This is a genomic window from Burkholderia sp. AU33803, from assembly GCF_002223095.1.
GTDB lineage: Bacteria > Pseudomonadota > Gammaproteobacteria > Burkholderiales > Burkholderiaceae > Burkholderia.
On sequence record NZ_NKFJ01000006.1, the window covers coordinates 277,533 to 293,738 of the forward strand.

A 16,206-nucleotide genomic window follows, 5' to 3' on the forward strand; every position below is an offset into this window, starting at 1 on the left:
TTGCAGGCGGGCAGGCTGCAAATCAGACCGGTCTGATGGTCATCGGAATCGCGTTCATCAACAATACTCAGGCCGGTCCGGAGTGGTGTCCGCCGGCATCCCGAATAGGGATCTCTCCTTGACGGCCGCTCTCCCCGGGCGGCCGATTTTTTGTCGTCAAGCGTGCGGGCGTGAATGCCCGGTGGCGGCCGGTGGGCGCGGCCGCGAACCGACTCATGTCGGCTGATCAAACGGAATAGGGCCGCTGCCAGATGCGAGCACCGGGCATTCACTCGCGCATTGCATGAATTGCATGAAGCCGGCCAGCGGCCGGCGGGGATCACCCGATGGAGGAGACACATGACGAACCATGACGCGGCACTTCGCACCGCGCCACCCGGCGATACCGCCACCACTGCGTCTACTGGCCGCTACGTTCAGCTTGCGCTGCTCGTCTGCGCGGCCGGTGCGATCTACCCGATGCTGTACCTGCGCCAGTTCTACCAGGACACGATGCTGGACCTGTTCCAGATCACGCGCACGCAGCTCGGTTATCTCTATTCGGCGCTCGGCACCACCTTTCTCGTCTGCTACCTGCCGAGCGGCTGGCTTGCCGATCGCCTGCCGCCGCGCTGGCTGATCGGCTTCTCGCTCGCGGGCACCGGCGCGCTCGGCTTCTGGTATGCGAATGCGAGCGCGCCGACGTATGCGACGTTGATGGCAATTTTCTGCGGCTGGGGCGTGACGACGGACCTGACGTTCTGGGCATCCGTGATCAAGCGCGTGAAGACGATCGCGCGACCGAGCGAGCAGGGCTGGTTCTTCGGGTTTCTCGACGGCGGCCGCGGGTTGATCGAGGCGCTGCTGGCGACCGCGTCGCTTGCGCTGTTCGCGTGGCTCGTCGACACGCGCGGCGTGTCGCACGGCGGCGCGTTCCGGCAGGTGGTCGTCGGCTATTCGACGGTATGCATCGCGCTCGGCGCGCTGCTGCTGTTCGTCAAGGATGCGGGCGGGGCGGCGGCGCACGATGCGGTGACGGCGGAGAAAGGCCACCTCGGCCGCGACCTGCTCACGCTCGCGCGCAATCGCCGGCTGTGGGTGTTCGCGCTGATCGTGTTCTGCGGCTACCACCTGTCGTGGGCGACCTACAGCATTTCACCGTATCTGCAGCAGAAGGGCGTCGGCATGTCGATCGTTGCGGCCGGCTTCATCGCGTCGCTGAAGCTGTGGATGCGGCCGATCGGCGGCATCGGCGGCGGCTTCGTCGGCGATCGCATCGGCACGCTGAACGTGCTCGGCGGCGCGCTGTTCTGCGCGGCGCTCGCGTTCGTCGGGCTGATCGCGTTTCCGTCGCTCAACCAGATTGCGCTGCTCGTGGGTGTCGTGATCGTGATCGGCCTGCTGACCTATGCGGTGCGCGGGCTGTACTGGAGCGTACTCGAACGCTGCGACGTACCGGCGCGGATCACGGGGCTCGCGATCGGCATCATCTCGCTGCTCGGCTATTCGCCGGACGTGTTCCTGCCGCTGCTGAACGGCTGGTTGACGACCGCGTATCCGGGCATGCGCGGCTATCAGCTGTACTTCGGCTATGTCGCGTGCGTGAGCGCGGTGGGTGGGGGCGCGTGTCTGCTGCTGAAGGGCATGCTGAAGGACGAACATGCCCGCTGAACGTCTCACCGGTCGATATCCGCTTCGTCGTCGAAGCGGCGCGCGCCGGGGTGACCGCCCGACGAGCCGCGCATGCGCGGCCCGTCGGGCGTCGACGATTACAGCTTCTTCGCCTGCGCGGCGTCTGCCTGTTGTTGCGCGTCAGCCGCCGGTTCGAGCGTCGTCAGCGTCTTCTCGGTGAACTTCTCGTAGAGCCAGTTCATGCGCGTGTCGTCCATGCCGCCGGCGATACCGCCGAGCGCATACGAAGCCGACACCTTGAAGCGGTCGACCTGATGATTGTCGGCGTCGACGAGCGTCACGGTGCCGTCGACATGATCGTTGCCCGCCATGAAGCCGAACATGACGGCCGAGAAGCTCGAGCGCACGCGAATGCCGTTGACTTCCACGTTCAGGTGCATCGCATCGGTCGAATCCGCCTTTGCCAGCAGCTTGCGTGCGGCCAGTGCGCTTTCGATTTTTCCTTTCAGGTTCTCAGGGCTGAATTTCAGATTGTCTTTCAGCGCTTCCTGGGCGGCGTTGTCGAGCGTGACTTGCACGATCACGGGTTTCGAGCCGAATTTGGGCGTCGATGCCGTTGCGATGGCCCCCGCCTGATCGCTGGCGTCGCGTGTCACGCTGCTCGCGCAGCCCGACAGGAAGCCGATCGTTACCAGTGCCAGTGCGGCATGACGGAATACAGATTTCATGATTTGGTCTTTTTTAGTTCGGGTTATGTGAGATGGCTCTGTGGCCGGGCGGAAATCTAGCACGGGACGATTCGATTCAAAAGGTCGAATAAATCGGAAATTGAATCGGCATGGCTTCATCGCCGCGTTTGGCATGCATGAAAAAGCCGCGGACTGCGTGGCGAGAGATTTTTCACACCCGTGATCGGGTCTTGCTGTCGCGGCGGGGGCCGCCGCGGGCACTCATTGCCCGGTGCCGGACACTGCGCCGCCGAGCCGATACGCGGTGAAGAATTCGTACCAGGGCGAGCCTTCCCCGACCGGCACGTTGAGTGCCGCCGTCCGCTGCTTCAACGCGCCGAACACGTCGTTGATACGCGCCGTCTGCCCCGCATCGTTGAACGGATAAGGCCGCGCCCGGCCGGCTGCGAACGCGCCATAGGCGATCGCGAGCAGCCGCGCGCCGTCGTCGGTCGACGCGATCGAGCCGTGGATCACGTCAGCGAAGCGCGGCCGGTCTTCCGCGCGTGATCCGGACAGGCACAGGAACACGATCGCCGACAGTTCGTGCAGATCCTTCACGCGTAGCAGGCCCGGCAGCCGCGCGACGATCTTGTCGACCGGCTCGTCACGCAGTGCGTCGCTGAAGTCGAGCACGGCGGTCATCGGATTCGTGTCCGCTTTCAGGCGATCGAGCGGTAGCGGTGCAGACGACGCGTTGGCCCCGTCCGGTGACGCTGCCGGAGCCGCCCGCAACGCATCGGCCACCTGCTGCGTCCATTCCGGAAAGATCATCCGCACGTTGCCGAACTGCTCGCCGCCTTCCGCGGCGGGATTCCATCGATACACGATCGTGCCGCCGCGAATGAACGGCGAATACAGGTGCTCGGGCGTTTGCGGCAGCGGCCGCCGGTTTATCGGCAGCCACGCAAGCGTCAGCCAGTCGTAGCGGCCGGTGGCGGGCACGGAAGGGCTCGAGCTCGCGACGACCTGCCACGTGCCGCGATTCGCATAGCGGCGTCGCGCGTCGGGTACCGGGACGGTCTGGCCTTTCGCAGTGTCGAAGTACGTCGTACCGGTTACGTTGGTGCCGCTGTCCGCGGCCGGCGTGAGGGTGGCGATGACCCACGACGCACCGTCCGCCGCACGGTAGTCGGACAGCTTGAGCGTCGCGACGTCGTGCACCATGCGCGTTTCGGCCGCGACGGGGCTCGGGGGGAGATTGGTGGGCGCGGCCAGGATGCTCGGCATGGGGTGTCCTCGGAATCGGGGGCGCGTCGTCGGGCGGCGGCGATGTGCAACGGCGCGGATTGTTTTATGTCACTGTAGAACGTCGTGGCTGGAAACGGAAACCAGTTGGCCGGTGCACCCCGCCGACGCGTGCCGCCGCTTCGGCTTACCATGCGCATCCGGAGCCAACGACGCACACCGGGCGGGAGCGCACATGACCGACACGACAGCCATCACCGAACACTGGACGCAAGTCGCCGACCAATGGATCGACTGGGCCGGCAAGCCGGGGCACGACGCGTTCTGGAAATACCGCGCGGGGCTCGCGGCCTATATCGGCCGCGACACCGGCCGCGCGCTGGAAATCGGCTGCGGCGAAGGCCGCGTGAGCCGCGAGCTGAAGGCGCTCGGCTACGACGTGACCGCGAGCGACGTGGTGCCCGCGATGCTCGACGCCGCGCGTCACGCGGATTCCGCGCATCGCTACGAGCTGGCCGATGCGGCGTCGCTGCCGTTCGACGCGGCCAGCTTCGATCTCGTGATGGCGTACAACGTGCTGATGGATCTCGACGACATGCAGCGCGCGTTGAACGAAGCGCGCCGCGTGCTGAAGCCGGGCGGGACGCTGTTCATCTCGATCGTGCATCCGTTCCGCGATCGCGGTGGCTTCGCGGGGCCGCAACACGATGCGCCGTTCGTGCTGAAGGGCAGCTATTTCGGGCGCGAGCATTTCGATGGCGTCGAAACGCGCGACGGGCTGTCGATGCACTTCGCGGGTTGGTCGCTGCCGCTGCAGGCAAACATGGAGGCATTGGAAGCGGCCGGGTTTGCGATCGTGTCGCTGCGCGAGCCGCCGCCCGATCATGCCGATACGGAGCAACTGAAACAGTGGGCGCGCGTGCCGCTGTTTCTCTGGATCAAGGCTCGGCCACTGCTTTGAGCGCATGCGAATGAGCGGCGACGCGGATGTTTCGCGCGGTTTTCAATTCGGATGTTTTACCGACTTATCGGGCGGCCCCTGTGCTAAACGAGCGGTAGCCAACGCTGTGCTTCGGCACCTCGACATCTTATTTGCGCGGAGTATCTGTAACGCTGATCTTGCGTTATACAACCTGCTGTTCGTCGCTGGTCTCGATCGAAACCGACAAGAACTGCTTGCCACGCGCCGGTGCACCCGCGGGTTCCAGTCGCAAGAGAAAATCGAAATATCGTTCCGGAAGCTTTCCAAGTTGTTCTTGGATCGCTGCCAGCTTGATGAGGCACTGGGCGTCCCAGTTCATTCCGACAACAAGCTCGCTCGTCACACCGTTCCACTCGCTAAGTAGAATAGAGGCCGCACGAGCATGCTCCTCGGCGAAGCGTTCGATGCGTTGTTCGATGTAACGCGCATCGTCACGCATCAACGTACCCGAGATGCACAATGAAACGGTATGCGCTACGGTGTCGTGTTTCACGTACACGGTGGCGATACCGCTCAGGTGCCGGGATACCCGATCGAGTTGTTCATCGTTCAAGTCGTCTTGGACGGGCAGTGCGCCTGAGAGGCTGTACGGTGCGGGCTCTTCCATTGCGAACCTCCAGAGGTTGGGGGGAAACCAGTGTCCCGATTGGGGCGAAAATCTCGGCTTTTAGATAGCCTTGGCGGATCATCCGAGCGGAGCCGACAGTATCTGAGTGTTTTGACTATCAGAATGCGGCGGCGTAGGCGTGTGATGCCGGACGTATTCTTTCGCCGGATCCTGCAACCGTTCGACGTGTCGGCCCGGCGCGAGGGGCATGAGGGATTGTTCGCCGAACCGTATGCGACTGAATACGGCGGCGGTTCGAGCCCACTTCTGGGAGAATTCTTTCAGATCGCCTTCGATAGAGGTGACCTCTTGATCGGTAAGTGCGCCGCGAACGCGGATCATGACCGAATGCGTGACGGCGTCAGTAACGCAGTACACGGTCGCGGAGGCGGGCAAGCGTTCCGCGAACTGCTGCGCGTGATTGCGTCGGAAGCTACCGACGACGGAAAGTGCGCCGCAGATTTCGTACGTGGATGGCATGAGTCCTCCGATACATCGAGATCGTGTGCAGGCAGGAGCAGGAGTTTCTCAGGGCTCTTGTCCATCCCGGGACACAACTGAGTACATGCTAACGATAGTCAACAAATGAGTTCATGTCAACAGAAAATCCACACATGAGTAACTTTCCGCTTCGCTTGAAGCAGGAGCGGCGACGCCTGCAAATGAACCAAGCCGAATTCGGCGAAGCAGGAGGTGTTCGGAAACAGGCTCAGTCCAACTATGAACAAGGCTCGAGGATTCCGGATGCGAACTATCTGACCCGACTTGCTGAGATTGGTGTCGATGTTCAGTATCTGCTTACCGGCCGCACGTCCGACCCCGGAACTTTGGCGCTAACTGGCGACGAAGAACTGCTCCTCGCGGGCTTCCGAGAATTGAAGCTGCGAGAAAAACGCGGGGTGCTGGCGCTAGTGGCTGCGATCAACGGCACGCCAATGGAACAACCGGGGACGGGGAGGGCGGCGGACGAGACCGAAGACGTTTGATTTCGTTGGACGTGCGGGAGATTTGAAGCTCCAGAGCAGGGGAATGGCCAGTCCAGAGAATTGATATGCCCCCATTATGAGCGACGAAAACTGACATATCGAAATGGTGTCCTTGGAGATACAAATATCCAGTGAAAGGACGAATTCGTATCCCGCGGGCTACCGTGGGGTTGGGACGGCACATGTCCACCGACGGTCTCGCGCACGTGGCGGGTCGCCAATGCGTCGAATGAGCGGGGGATAAATACCCGACTAACTGTACTCAGCGCGGCAGCGTCTTTCTGTAAACAATTCCGCCCGTTTTTTCCGCGACGGTGTCGTAGAGCCGCATCGCCGTGTGGTTCGTCTCGTGTGTCTGCCAGTACACGCGTTCGGCGCGATGCGCACGCGCGGCGTCGTACACGGCTTCGATCAGCGCGCGGCCGATGCCCTTGCCGCGCTCGCTGTCGAGCGTGAACAGGTCCTGCAGGTAGCAGGTCGGCCCGATATGCGTCGTGCTGCGGTGATACAGGAAATGCACGAGCCCGACGAGCCGGCCGGCGCGCTCCGCGACGAGCGCGTGCACGGGCTCGTAACCGTCGAAGAAGCGCGACCACGTGAGTTGTGTGACCCGCATCGGCAGAGCCGTGTCGTCGAAGCGGCCGTAGAAGCGGTTATAGCCGTCCCACAGCGGCAGCCACTGGTCGTAGTCGTGTTCCGTGACCGCGCGTACGGTCAGTCCGGTGTCGTTGGTGTTCATGTTGGCGGACCTGTCGAGGAGAAGAGGGGGCGCTGCCGATCCGGCCGGCGCGTCGCAGGTCTCCACGATAGGAAGGTCGCGGCCCCATGGGTAGGCCCATGGCGACCGCATTTCATGGTGCCACGATCCGACACATTCTCACGACTTCGACCGTCAGGCAGAACCTGCGGCGATCACGTCGGCTGCGCTTGGAGCCGTCAGGTTTGGCCTTCGCGCATCCTGGAGCCGCGGGCTTTCGTCCGCGCAACACCGCCGCCATCCCGTCCGAACGACGCCACGCCTTTCACTCTGTTAGACTTTTTCGCCCATCGCCGCCAACCGGGCTGCGCCGCGCCCGGTTCATCCCGCCATGAACGAAACCCGTGCGTCGCATCCGATCACCGAGGTCCTGCGGGCCTACTGGAAGGCCGATCGCCTGATGTTGCTGACGGTCGTGGCGGTCGTCATCCTGTCGAGCGCGAGCGCGGTTGCCGCCCCCTATCTGTTCTCGCGCCTGATCGACGCGCTGTCGCACCGCGGCGTGGTCCACGCGCTGATCCCGGGCTTCCTGCTCTACGCGGTACTGCTGGGCCTCTCCAGCGCGCTGCAACGCGTGGTGCAGTACCTGGCGTTCATGAGCTCGGAGAATCTCGGCTTCATCACCAGCACGCGCTTTTTCGAGCGCATCCTGAAGAAGACCACGGCGTTCTTCGTCGAGCACAATCCCGCCGAAATCCAGAACGCGAACCAGCGCGGCAGCCGGGCGCTGTCGGTGATCGTGCAGCTGAGCCTCATGGAACTGATCCCCGGCGCGCTGCAGATCGTGCTGACGCTCGTCACGCTCGGCGCACTGATCAATGTCGAAGTCGTGGCCATCACTGCCACCTACGGTGCGGTCGCGGTGACGATCGCGATCGTCGGCGCGCGGCGCTCGCGCGCGTTCCTCGATCGCGCGATCGAGGCCGGGCAGGAGAATGCGCGCTTCGTCGGCGGCGCGATCAACGCGATGGAGACGCTCCGGCATTTCGGCAGTCATCGCTGGATGCACGAACGTTTCTCGGAGAAAGCGCGTGTCGTGCGCGACAGCTGGCGCGCGTATGTGCTGCAGCACGTCCGCTATCTTGCGGCGCTGGGCCTCGGCCTCGCGATCCAGTTCGCGGTGACGTTCTGGCTGCTGCTGCCGCGCCATGCGGCGGGCGCGCTGTCGATCGGCGACATCGTGCTGTTCAACACGTTGCTGCTGCAGCTGAACCAGCCGTTCGAGATGATCGCGCGCGCGGTCGGCGAGTGCGCACGCTCCCGCGCGGCGCTCGGGCCGTTCGCGGCGCTGTGGATGGCGCCCGAGGAGCGGCAGGTGTCGCACGCGTCGGCGTTCGCGCCGCGCGACGGGCGCATCGTGTTCGACCGCGTCGCCTATGCGTACGACAACGGCCGCGGCGTGACCGACGTCGACTTCGTCGCCGAACGGGGGGCGATCACGTTCCTCGTCGGCGAAACCGGCGCGGGGAAATCCACCGTCTTCAAGCTCGCGCTGAAGTCGATCGAGCCGACCGGCGGGCGCATTCTCGTTGACGGCGTCGATCTCGCGGAGATCGATCGGGCCGACTGGTACGGCGCGGTGGCCGTCGTGCCGCAGGATGTCGTGCTGCTGAACGAAAGCCTCGAGGACAACATCCTGCTCGGCCGGCCGCGCGATGCGCAGCGTCTGCGTGAAGCCGCGGCGAAGGCGACGATCCTGACGTTCATCGAGAGCCTGCCGGACGGCTTCCGCACGACGGTGGGCGAGCGTGGGCTGAAGCTGTCCGGCGGCGAGCGCCAGCGCATCGCGATTGCCCGTGCGCTGTACGGCGAGCCGACCGTGCTGTTCCTCGACGAAGCGAGTTCCGCGCTCGACGAAGCCACCGAGCGCGACATCATGGAACACGTGCGGCTGCTGGCCCGCGACGTCACGGTCGTGGCGATCACGCATCGGCGCTCGGTCATCGGGCCGGCCGACAAGGTCGTGCGGCTCGGCGATGCGCGCGTGCCGGCTTAGCGCTGCACGGCCCCGTTCGCAGGCTCCGCCGGCCGTCGGCGCTTACCCGCGCAGCGGCGGATTGAGCTGCGCGAACGCCTGCTGGCGGCGATACGGGAAGTACGGATAAGGCGCTTCCACCGCGCTCGTCGCATCGAGCTTCGCGACCTGCGCATCGGTCAGCGCCCAGCCGGCCGCGCCGAGGTTCTGCCGCAGTTGTTCCTCGTTGCGCGCGCCGATGATCACCGACGACACCGTCGGGCGCTGCAGCAGCCAGTTCAGCGCGATCTGCGGCACGGTCTTGCCGGTTTCCTCGGCGATCGCGTCGAGCGCATCGACCACGTCGTACAGGCGCGCGTCGTCGACCGGCGGCCCGAAGCCGGCCGTTTCATGCAGGCGGCTGCCTTCAGGCAGCGGCGTGTTGCGCCGGATCTTGCCGGTGAGCCGGCCCCAGCCGAGCGGGCTCCAGACGAGTGCGCCGAGCCCCTGGTCGGCGCCGAGCGGCATCAGGTCCCACTCGTAGTCGCGGCCGACGAGCGAGTAGTAGACCTGGTTCGCCACGTAGCGCGACCAGCCGTGCCGATCCGCCGCCGCCAGCGACTTCATGATCTGCCACCCCGCGAAGTTCGACACGCCGATGTAGCGCAGCTTGCCCGCGCGCACGAGATCGTCGAGCGTCGACATCACTTCCTCGACCGGCGTGCTCGCATCGAATGCGTGGAGTTGCAGCAGGTCGATGTAGTCGGTGTCGAGGCGGCGCAGCGCGTCGTCGACGGCGCGGACCAGCCGCGCGCGCGACGTGCCCGCGTCGTTCGGGCCGCTGCCGGTCGGCAGGCCCGTCTTCGTCGAGATCAGCGCCTGGTCGCGGCGTCCCTTGATCGCGGCGCCGAGCACGCGCTCGGATTCGCCGTCCGAATACACGTCGGCCGTGTCGAACAGGTTCACGCCGGCTTCGAGGCAGATGTCGATCAGGCGGCGCGCTTCATCGACGCCCGTGTTGCCCCAGGCGCTGAACAGCGGGCCGGTGCCTCCGAACGTGCCGGCGCCGAAGCTCAGGGCGGGAACCTTGAGGCCGGAGCGGCCGAGGGTGCGGTATTCCATGGCGGGTTTCCTTTGGGTGATCGACGGGTCGAGGGGCGGCCGCGAGGCCACGCGTTGGCACACTGTATCGCTTGCGGATATTTCGGATAATTGGGCTGACTTCGAAAATATCGTTCGGAAGGAGCGAATAATGCTGCTCGACAATCTCGCACTGTTCCTGCGCATCGTGGAGAAGGGCGGACTGGCCGCGGCGGGCCGCGAGTTCGGGCTGTCGCCGGCCACCGTGTCCGAGCGGCTGACCGCGCTCGAGCGCCACTACGGCGCGGCGCTGCTCACGCGCACGACGCGCGCGATCAGCCTGACCGACGAAGGCCGCACGCTCGTCGACGGCGCGCGGCGCCTGCTGGCCGAAGCCGACGAACTCGAAAGCCGCGTGCGGCTCGGCGTGCAGACCTTGTCGGGCCCCGTGCGCCTGAGTGCGCCGGCCGATCTCGGGCGCGAGCGCGTGGTGCCCGTCGTCGACGCGTTTCTGGCCGAGCATCCGGGCGTCACGATCGATCTGCATCTCGGTGACGGCTACGTGGATGTCGTCGGGCAGGGGCTCGATTTCGCGATCCGTCGCGGGGTGCTCGCCGACAGCTCGCTGCGCAGCCGGTCGCTCGGCCGTGCGCGGCGCGTGGTGTGCGCGTCGCCCGCGTATCTCGCGGCGCACGGCACGCCGCAACATCCGGACGATCTCGCCGCGCACGACTGCATCGTGATGCGCTTCGGGCCGGACCTGTATGCCGAATGGCCATTCCGCATCGATGGCGAACCGCGGCGCGTGACGGTGCGTGGCCGGCGGGTGGCCAACGACGGTGCGCTTGTGCGCGCGTGGTGCGTCGCGGGGCACGGCGTTGCATTGAAGTCGCTGGTCGACGTCGAGCAGGATCTGGCGTCCGGCGCGCTCGTCGAAGTCCTGCGCGCGTTCTCGCCGGGCGATGTCGATTTGCAGATCGTCTATCCGGGCAACGCCGTGCAGCCACGGCGCGTGCGCGCGCTGATCGACAGGCTGGCGGAGGCGCTCGCGGCGTGAACGCGGATCGGCGTCAGTCCCACTTCGACGGGTAGTCGGGACCGCAGTCGATCTTGGCCGCGCTCAGCTCCAGCATCGCGCGAGGGGTGAACTTCCTGACCGGCGGCTGGGCAGCGACCCACTCGGGATAGACATTGCGCCACTTGTCGAGCAACTCGCCGCGGCGGGTTTCGCTGATGCTCGCCTGGTACAGGTCGCTTTGGCTGTATGGCATCGGGGCCGGCATCGCGAAGTCGGGAAGCGCGGGCGCCTGTTCGAGCCGGCTGCCGACGAGCGGAACGGCCGTCAGGTTCGGCAGCGTGCTCGACGCCTTGCGCATCCGGCGATAGGCGCAGACGGGTGCATCGGCGACTGATGCATCGGCCGTTGCCGGTTCGTCGGGCGGCGCTTGCGTCGCGGCCGGCAGCGCGACCGCGAACAGATAGACGGGCCCGCGCTTCAGCGGGCCGATCTTGTCGATGGGCCGCCGCACCTCGATCCCTTCGGGCCACGTGTAGGCGCGCCCGAGCGGTGTCGTGTGCTCGACGGCTTCGCCCGTCGACAGGACGGTCATCCCTTCGGGCCACCTGTTGACGCGCACGAGCGGCTTTGCATCCCCGCCCGCCGCGACATACAGGATGCCGCGCTCGACGACCATCGCCGGTACCGGAAACGGCGGCGTGCCACCGTGCCTGCCGGAGTTGCTGGAGATGGCGTGAGCGAGCGCGGGCAAGTCGATTTCGCGGTGCAGGAAGTGCTGCCCGCCGTCGGTCGAGAGCAAGATGTAGAGGCGCGGGCACGCCTGGCCCTTGGCGACGCCGGAGGTGCAGCGTGCGACTGCATTCTGTCCCGCATAAATGACGATCGTGTCGGGATTGTCGCTGCGGAACGTCATGTATTGGATCCCCGCGCCGGACGGGAAGGCGGTCGACATATGCCGTGCGCTGTCGACGAAGCGCCAGCGGGTCGCCGGGCCCGTGTACGCAACGGCTTCGGCCAGCAACGTGCGTTGTGCGTCGAACTGCATGAACGGGTAGGCCGGGCCGACGACGAGGCGCGGCTTGGTGACGGAAGTAGTCGCGCATGCGCCCAGCAACAGGGAGACGGTCAGCGCGGCGAAGACGCGCGCAGGCTGCGGCTTTCGATCGATCATGAATGGCCCCGGTGGAATGGATGATCTTGTTGTTCGACGAAGAGGGGGCACTTTAGCGCATCGTCCGACCCGGTTGATCACTTTTCGTCATTTAGCTAATATTCGAAACGTTAATCGCGCTCCGCACTCTCATGGACGACGTCACCCGTATCAGCGCACTGGCCAACGAAAGCCGCCTGGCCGTAATGCGCTGGCTCAAGCAGCCGCGCAAGCATTTCCCGCCGCAGCCGCACGGCGATGTCGACGAACTCGGCGTGTGCTGCACGTACATCACCGAGAAGCTCGGCATCGCGCCGGCCACGACCACGCGCCACATGCGCATCCTCGCGGATGCGGGGCTCGTGCAGGCGACCCGCGTCGGCAAGTTCACGTACTACAAGCGGATCGACGGCGCGCTGCAGCAGCTCGGCCGCGATCTTTTGCAACTCTGATTCCCCACGAGGCAACCGACATGGACGAACTTGCATTGCTGGCCGACGCCGACCGGCGCGCACACGCGTATCTGGCCGCGACGAACGAGCGGCGCGCGTTTCCCGACGCGGCCGCCTTGGCCGGCCTGACGGCGTTCGACGAGCCGCTGCCCGATACGGGCCGCCCCGCGGACGACGTGCTGCGCCTGCTCGACGAGCGCGGCACGCCCGCGACCGTCGCGTCGAACGGCCCGAACTACTTCGGCTTCGTGATCGGTGCCACGCTGCCGGCCGCGGCGGCGGCCGAGCGGTTGATGCTCGCGTGGGACCAGTGCGCGTCGTCCTATGCGAATTCACCGGTCGCCGCGACGATCGAGCGCCAGGCCGCGCGCTGGGTCGTCGACGTGCTCGGATTGCCCGAAGGCAGCGCGGTCGGGTTCGGCACGAGCGCGACGGCCTGCACGCTCGTCGCGCTGGTGGCCGCGCGGCGCGCGCTGCTCGCGCGCAAGGGCTGGGACGTCGATGCGGATGGCCTGATCGGCGCGCCCGAAGTGAAGGTCGTGATCTCCGAGCTGGCGCACATCACGGTGAAGAAGGCGCTGCGCGTGCTCGGTTTCGGGATGAAGCGCCTCATCGTCGCGCCGGTCGACGCGCATGGCCGGATCGATCCGGCACAGCTGCCGGCGCTCGACGACATGACGATCCTCTGCGTGCAGGCCGGCGAAGTGAACACGGGAGAATTCGATCCGTTCGCGGCGCTGATTCCGCCCGCGAAGGCGGCCGGCGCGTGGGTGCACGTCGACGGCGCGTTCGGCCTGTGGGCCCGTGCCTCGTCGAAGCGCGCGCTGACGGACGGCATCGACGGCGCGGACAGCTGGACGACCGACGGCCACAAGTGGCTCAACACGCCGTACGACGGCGCGATGGTGATCTGCCGCGACGCGGCCGCGCTCGCGACCGCGATGAACAGCGACGCCGTGTACCTGAGCGGCGCGCAGGACGCGCAGAAGAACCTGAACCTCGAGTTCTCGCGGCGCGCGCGTGGCATCCCCGTGTGGGCCGCGCTGCGTTCGCTCGGCCGCGCCGGCGTGGCCACGATGGTCGAGCAGCATTGCGCGCAGGCGGCGCGGGTCGCGGACGGCCTGCGGGCTGCCGGCTACGACGTGCTTAACCGCGTCGTGCTGAACCAGGTGCTCGTGCGCGCCGGCACCGACGATGAAACGGCGGCGATCCTCGCGGCCGCGCAGGCGTCGGGTGACGTGTGGTTCGGCACGACGGTGTGGCAGGGGCGGCCGGCGTTCCGGATCAGCGTGTCGTCGTGGCGCACCGACGACGCGCACATCGATCGTCTCGTGGCCTTGCTGACGGAGCTGTGCGGCGTGCACGTGCGCTGAGCATCATGCGCCGTCCGTGCCCTGAACGGTTGCAGCCGCCCCCTTCAGGCACTCGATGAAATGCAGCGCGGCCGGCGTCAGCAACGCATGCCGCCGCATCACGATCGCGACCGTCAACGCGGGCATCGGCTCGGTGAGATCCAGCGCGACGATGCAGCGTGACTTGCGTTCGACGTCGGCGAGCGGCCGCGCGAACACGCCGAGCGCATCCGTTTGCGACACGAGCCCGAGTGTCGCGGCAAACGACGGGCAGTGGACCACCCGCTTCGGTACGTCGATGCCGAACGGCTTGAAGATCGAGCGCACCAGATCGTCGCCTCCGTCGCCGTAGCGCGGCACGCACCATTGAGCATCGACGAGCTCGCGCAGCGAGCGGGCGCGTGCGAGCCGATGCCGGCTTCTCGCGACGACCGCGAACGCCGTCCGGAACAACGGAATGCTCGCGAATTCGTCGGGGTCCGGTATTGCGTTCGACAACTGATGCGTTACGATGAAGTCGAGCGAGCCGTCGCGCAGTCGCGCGAGATCCGTGGCGGTCAGCGCATCGTCGACGTTCAGCGTGGCGCCGGGCAGGTCGCGCGAGAACGCGGCGAACGCGCGCGGCAGGAGCGTCAGCGCGACGGTCGGGCTGACCGCGATCGACACCGAGCCGGTCGTGCCGAGCCGCAACTGCTCGATTTCGTCGCGCGTGCGCTGGATCTCCTCGACGATCAGCCGCGCGCGAATCGCAAACGCGCTGCCGTAATCGGTCAGCTCGATTCCCTTCACGCTGCGCACGACGAGCGGTACGCCGAGCTCCTGTTCGAGCTCGCGCACGATGCTGCTGATCGCCGGTTGCGTGACGCCGAGCGCGCGCGCCGCGCCGCGAATGGTGCGATGCTCGGCGACCGTGAGAAACGCATCGAGCTGCTTGAGCTTCATGAATGACCGATCCGAATACGAAGGAAGCGCAGGCCGGGCCGAACGCCGGGTGACAAGAGAAAGTTATCGTCCACAACGAAATCTTGGATTTTTCTTATTGGGTCGAGTGTATATGCTCGGTGCTTTTCAGGAGCGGTCACGATGATTCTCGTTAACCAGCAACGGCTGTGGGATTCGCTGATGGAGATGGCGACGATCGGCGCGACCGCGCACGGCGGCAGCTGCCGGCTCGCGCTCAGCGACGACGACGCGCGCGGCCGGCGCCGCTTCATCGCGTGGTGCGAAGCAGCCGGTTGCGAGATCCGCATCGATCCGATCGGCAACGTGTTCGCGCGCCGGCCGGGCACGGAACCGGGTTTGCCGCCCGTGACGTGCGGCAGCCATCTCGACACGCAGCCGCTCGGCGGCCGCTTCGACGGCGTCTATGGCGTGCTCGCGGGCCTCGAAGCGATTCGTACGCTGAACGAGCGCGGCATTGAAACGCGGCATCCGATCGACGTCGTTGCGTGGACCAACGAAGAGGGTTCGCGCTTCACGCCGGGCATGATGGGCTCGGCCGTCTACGCCGGCGCGCTGGATCTCGACTACGCACTGGATCGCCCGTGCATGCAGACGGGCGCGCTGCTGCGCGACGAACTCGAACGCACGGGCTTCGCTGGCCCTGCGCGCGAGCGGCAGATGCCGAAGGCGTATTTCGAAGCGCATATCGAGCAAGGGCCGGTGCTGGAGCAGGCCGGCGTGCCGATCGGCGTCGTGACGGGCGTGCAGGGCATCTACGAACTCGACGTCACGGTGACCGGCTTCGAGTCGCATGCGGGCACGACACCGATGAGCGTGCGTCGCGACGCGATGGGCGCGGCGGCCGCGATGATCGCGGCGATCGTCGAGCACGGTCACACCTTCGACGACGATGCGCGCGTGACGGTCGGCCATGTCGCGTGCCAGCCGAATTCGCCGAGCACGATTCCGGGCAAGGTCCGGTTCAGCGTCGACGTGCGCCACCCGTCGCGGCCGGCGTTGCAGCAACTGGTCGCCGACATCGAAGCGATCTGCACACAGCGCACCGCGCTGCGCGGCACGAGCGTGCAGGTGCAGACGATCGCCGAATACGAGCCGGTGGTGTTCGATGCGGAATGCGTCGAGCGTGTGCGGCAGGCAACGGCGGCCGCCGGCTATCCGTTCATGGAGATGTGCAGCGGCGCGGGGCACGACGCGGTGAACCTGTCGTACGTCGCGCCTTCCGCGATGGTGTTCGTGCCGTGCAAGGCCGGCTTGAGCCACAACGAAGCGGAAGAGGCCGATCCGGTGCACCTCGCGCAAGGCGCATCGGTGCTGGCGAACCTGCTGGCCGATTGCGCGCGTTAGCCGCGTGCGAGGGCGGGGCTCGCAACCCCTCCGC

General features: G+C 66.3%; 16 protein-coding genes. 8 read left to right on the forward strand and 8 right to left on the reverse strand.

Translation table 11 applies throughout. The features are described 5' to 3' along the window. The first annotated feature begins 339 nt into the window (after window positions 1–339). Complete coding sequence (locus tag CFB41_RS18440) at window positions 340–1,650, forward strand: MFS transporter (RefSeq protein WP_089457412.1); 1,311 nt, start codon at window positions 340–342, stop codon at window positions 1,648–1,650. A gap of 98 nt (window positions 1,651–1,748) precedes the next feature. Here CFB41_RS18440 and CFB41_RS18445 read toward each other — a convergent pair whose 3' ends face one another. Both CFB41_RS18445 and CFB41_RS18450 read right to left on the reverse strand, forming a co-directional pair. Next, window positions 1,749–2,339 (reverse strand): DUF4410 domain-containing protein, encoded by a 591-nt coding sequence (locus CFB41_RS18445; protein WP_089457413.1) that lies wholly within the window; start codon window positions 2,337–2,339, stop codon window positions 1,749–1,751. Between the two features lie 222 nt (window positions 2,340–2,561). After that, on the reverse strand, window positions 2,562–3,569 hold the full coding sequence (locus CFB41_RS18450) for a hypothetical protein (protein ID WP_089457414.1): 1,008 nt from the start codon (window positions 3,567–3,569) through the stop codon (window positions 2,562–2,564). 193 nt (window positions 3,570–3,762) lie between these two features. On the opposite strand from CFB41_RS18450, the gene CFB41_RS18455 reads away from it, so the two are divergent. After that, on the forward strand, window positions 3,763–4,488 hold the full coding sequence (locus tag CFB41_RS18455) for a class I SAM-dependent methyltransferase (protein WP_089457415.1): 726 nt from the start codon (window positions 3,763–3,765) through the stop codon (window positions 4,486–4,488). 163 nt (window positions 4,489–4,651) lie between these two features. Here the strand turns inward: CFB41_RS18455 and CFB41_RS18460 are convergent, their stop codons facing one another. Both CFB41_RS18460 and CFB41_RS18465 read right to left on the reverse strand, forming a co-directional pair. Next, the gene (locus tag CFB41_RS18460; RefSeq protein ID WP_069250557.1) at window positions 4,652–5,116 is read right to left on the reverse strand and encodes a hypothetical protein; all 465 of its coding nucleotides are present in this window, start codon (window positions 5,114–5,116) and stop codon (window positions 4,652–4,654) included. Window positions 5,117–5,194: 78 nt separating this feature from the next. Further along, window positions 5,195–5,596 (reverse strand): hypothetical protein, encoded by a 402-nt coding sequence (locus CFB41_RS18465; protein ID WP_089457416.1) that lies wholly within the window; start codon window positions 5,594–5,596, stop codon window positions 5,195–5,197. Between the two features lie 134 nt (window positions 5,597–5,730). On the opposite strand from CFB41_RS18465, the gene CFB41_RS18470 reads away from it, so the two are divergent. Beyond that, on the forward strand, window positions 5,731–6,102 hold the full coding sequence (locus CFB41_RS18470; RefSeq protein ID WP_089457417.1) for a helix-turn-helix domain-containing protein: 372 nt from the start codon (window positions 5,731–5,733) through the stop codon (window positions 6,100–6,102). A 262-nt stretch (window positions 6,103–6,364) separates the two neighbouring features. On the opposite strand, the gene CFB41_RS18475 is transcribed toward CFB41_RS18470, so the two are convergent. Further along, window positions 6,365–6,841, reverse strand: a complete 477-nt coding sequence (locus tag CFB41_RS18475) for a GNAT family N-acetyltransferase (RefSeq protein WP_089457418.1) — start codon at window positions 6,839–6,841, stop codon at window positions 6,365–6,367. A 349-nt stretch (window positions 6,842–7,190) separates the two neighbouring features. Here CFB41_RS18475 and CFB41_RS18480 point away from each other — a divergent pair, with 349 nt between their 5' ends. Next, a complete protein-coding gene (locus CFB41_RS18480; RefSeq protein ID WP_089457419.1) occupies window positions 7,191–8,855 on the forward strand; it encodes an ABC transporter ATP-binding protein in 1,665 nt (554 codons plus the stop codon). Between the two features lie 42 nt (window positions 8,856–8,897). Here the strand turns inward: CFB41_RS18480 and CFB41_RS18485 are convergent, their stop codons facing one another. After that, entirely contained in the window at window positions 8,898–9,935 is a 1,038-nt protein-coding gene (locus CFB41_RS18485; protein ID WP_089457420.1) for an aldo/keto reductase, read from the reverse strand. Window positions 9,936–10,065: 130 nt separating this feature from the next. On the opposite strand from CFB41_RS18485, the gene CFB41_RS18490 reads away from it, so the two are divergent. Then, the gene (locus tag CFB41_RS18490) at window positions 10,066–10,950 is read left to right on the forward strand and encodes a LysR family transcriptional regulator (protein WP_089457421.1); all 885 of its coding nucleotides are present in this window, start codon (window positions 10,066–10,068) and stop codon (window positions 10,948–10,950) included. 13 nt (window positions 10,951–10,963) lie between these two features. On the opposite strand, the gene CFB41_RS18495 is transcribed toward CFB41_RS18490, so the two are convergent. Beyond that, window positions 10,964–12,082, reverse strand: a complete 1,119-nt coding sequence (locus CFB41_RS18495; RefSeq protein ID WP_089457422.1) for a hypothetical protein — start codon at window positions 12,080–12,082, stop codon at window positions 10,964–10,966. Window positions 12,083–12,213: 131 nt separating this feature from the next. Between CFB41_RS18495 and CFB41_RS18500 the strand changes: the two genes are divergently transcribed. Next, window positions 12,214–12,513, forward strand: coding sequence for a helix-turn-helix transcriptional regulator (locus CFB41_RS18500; protein ID WP_085038359.1), 300 nt, complete (start codon window positions 12,214–12,216; stop codon window positions 12,511–12,513). A gap of 20 nt (window positions 12,514–12,533) precedes the next feature. Next, window positions 12,534–13,886, forward strand: coding sequence for a pyridoxal-dependent decarboxylase (locus CFB41_RS18505; RefSeq protein ID WP_089457423.1), 1,353 nt, complete (start codon window positions 12,534–12,536; stop codon window positions 13,884–13,886). A gap of 3 nt (window positions 13,887–13,889) precedes the next feature. On the opposite strand, the gene CFB41_RS18510 is transcribed toward CFB41_RS18505, so the two are convergent. Continuing rightward, window positions 13,890–14,807 (reverse strand): LysR family transcriptional regulator, encoded by a 918-nt coding sequence (locus tag CFB41_RS18510; protein ID WP_089457424.1) that lies wholly within the window; start codon window positions 14,805–14,807, stop codon window positions 13,890–13,892. A 141-nt stretch (window positions 14,808–14,948) separates the two neighbouring features. Here CFB41_RS18510 and CFB41_RS18515 point away from each other — a divergent pair, with 141 nt between their 5' ends. Further along, entirely contained in the window at window positions 14,949–16,172 is a 1,224-nt protein-coding gene (locus tag CFB41_RS18515; RefSeq protein ID WP_089457425.1) for a Zn-dependent hydrolase, read from the forward strand. Window positions 16,173–16,206 lie beyond the last annotated feature (34 nt).

What these genes read in the sequence shown, in the direction of transcription:
- CFB41_RS18440 (WP_089457412.1), top strand. Translation starts at nt 340, where the DNA reads ATGACGAACCATGACGCGGCACTTCGCACCGCGCCACCCGGCGATACC.
- CFB41_RS18445 (WP_089457413.1), bottom strand. Translation starts at nt 2,339, where the DNA reads ATGAAATCTGTATTCCGTCATGCCGCACTGGCACTGGTAACGATCGGC.
- CFB41_RS18450 (WP_089457414.1), bottom strand. Translation starts at nt 3,569, where the DNA reads ATGCCGAGCATCCTGGCCGCGCCCACCAATCTCCCCCCGAGCCCCGTC.
- CFB41_RS18455 (WP_089457415.1), top strand. Translation starts at nt 3,763, where the DNA reads ATGACCGACACGACAGCCATCACCGAACACTGGACGCAAGTCGCCGAC.
- CFB41_RS18460 (WP_069250557.1), bottom strand. Translation starts at nt 5,116, where the DNA reads ATGGAAGAGCCCGCACCGTACAGCCTCTCAGGCGCACTGCCCGTCCAA.
- CFB41_RS18465 (WP_089457416.1), bottom strand. Translation starts at nt 5,596, where the DNA reads ATGCCATCCACGTACGAAATCTGCGGCGCACTTTCCGTCGTCGGTAGC.
- CFB41_RS18470 (WP_089457417.1), top strand. Translation starts at nt 5,731, where the DNA reads ATGAGTAACTTTCCGCTTCGCTTGAAGCAGGAGCGGCGACGCCTGCAA.
- CFB41_RS18475 (WP_089457418.1), bottom strand. Translation starts at nt 6,841, where the DNA reads ATGAACACCAACGACACCGGACTGACCGTACGCGCGGTCACGGAACAC.
- CFB41_RS18480 (WP_089457419.1), top strand. Translation starts at nt 7,191, where the DNA reads ATGAACGAAACCCGTGCGTCGCATCCGATCACCGAGGTCCTGCGGGCC.
- CFB41_RS18485 (WP_089457420.1), bottom strand. Translation starts at nt 9,935, where the DNA reads ATGGAATACCGCACCCTCGGCCGCTCCGGCCTCAAGGTTCCCGCCCTG.
- CFB41_RS18490 (WP_089457421.1), top strand. Translation starts at nt 10,066, where the DNA reads ATGCTGCTCGACAATCTCGCACTGTTCCTGCGCATCGTGGAGAAGGGC.
- CFB41_RS18495 (WP_089457422.1), bottom strand. Translation starts at nt 12,082, where the DNA reads ATGATCGATCGAAAGCCGCAGCCTGCGCGCGTCTTCGCCGCGCTGACC.
- CFB41_RS18500 (WP_085038359.1), top strand. Translation starts at nt 12,214, where the DNA reads ATGGACGACGTCACCCGTATCAGCGCACTGGCCAACGAAAGCCGCCTG.
- CFB41_RS18505 (WP_089457423.1), top strand. Translation starts at nt 12,534, where the DNA reads ATGGACGAACTTGCATTGCTGGCCGACGCCGACCGGCGCGCACACGCG.
- CFB41_RS18510 (WP_089457424.1), bottom strand. Translation starts at nt 14,807, where the DNA reads ATGAAGCTCAAGCAGCTCGATGCGTTTCTCACGGTCGCCGAGCATCGC.
- CFB41_RS18515 (WP_089457425.1), top strand. Translation starts at nt 14,949, where the DNA reads ATGATTCTCGTTAACCAGCAACGGCTGTGGGATTCGCTGATGGAGATG.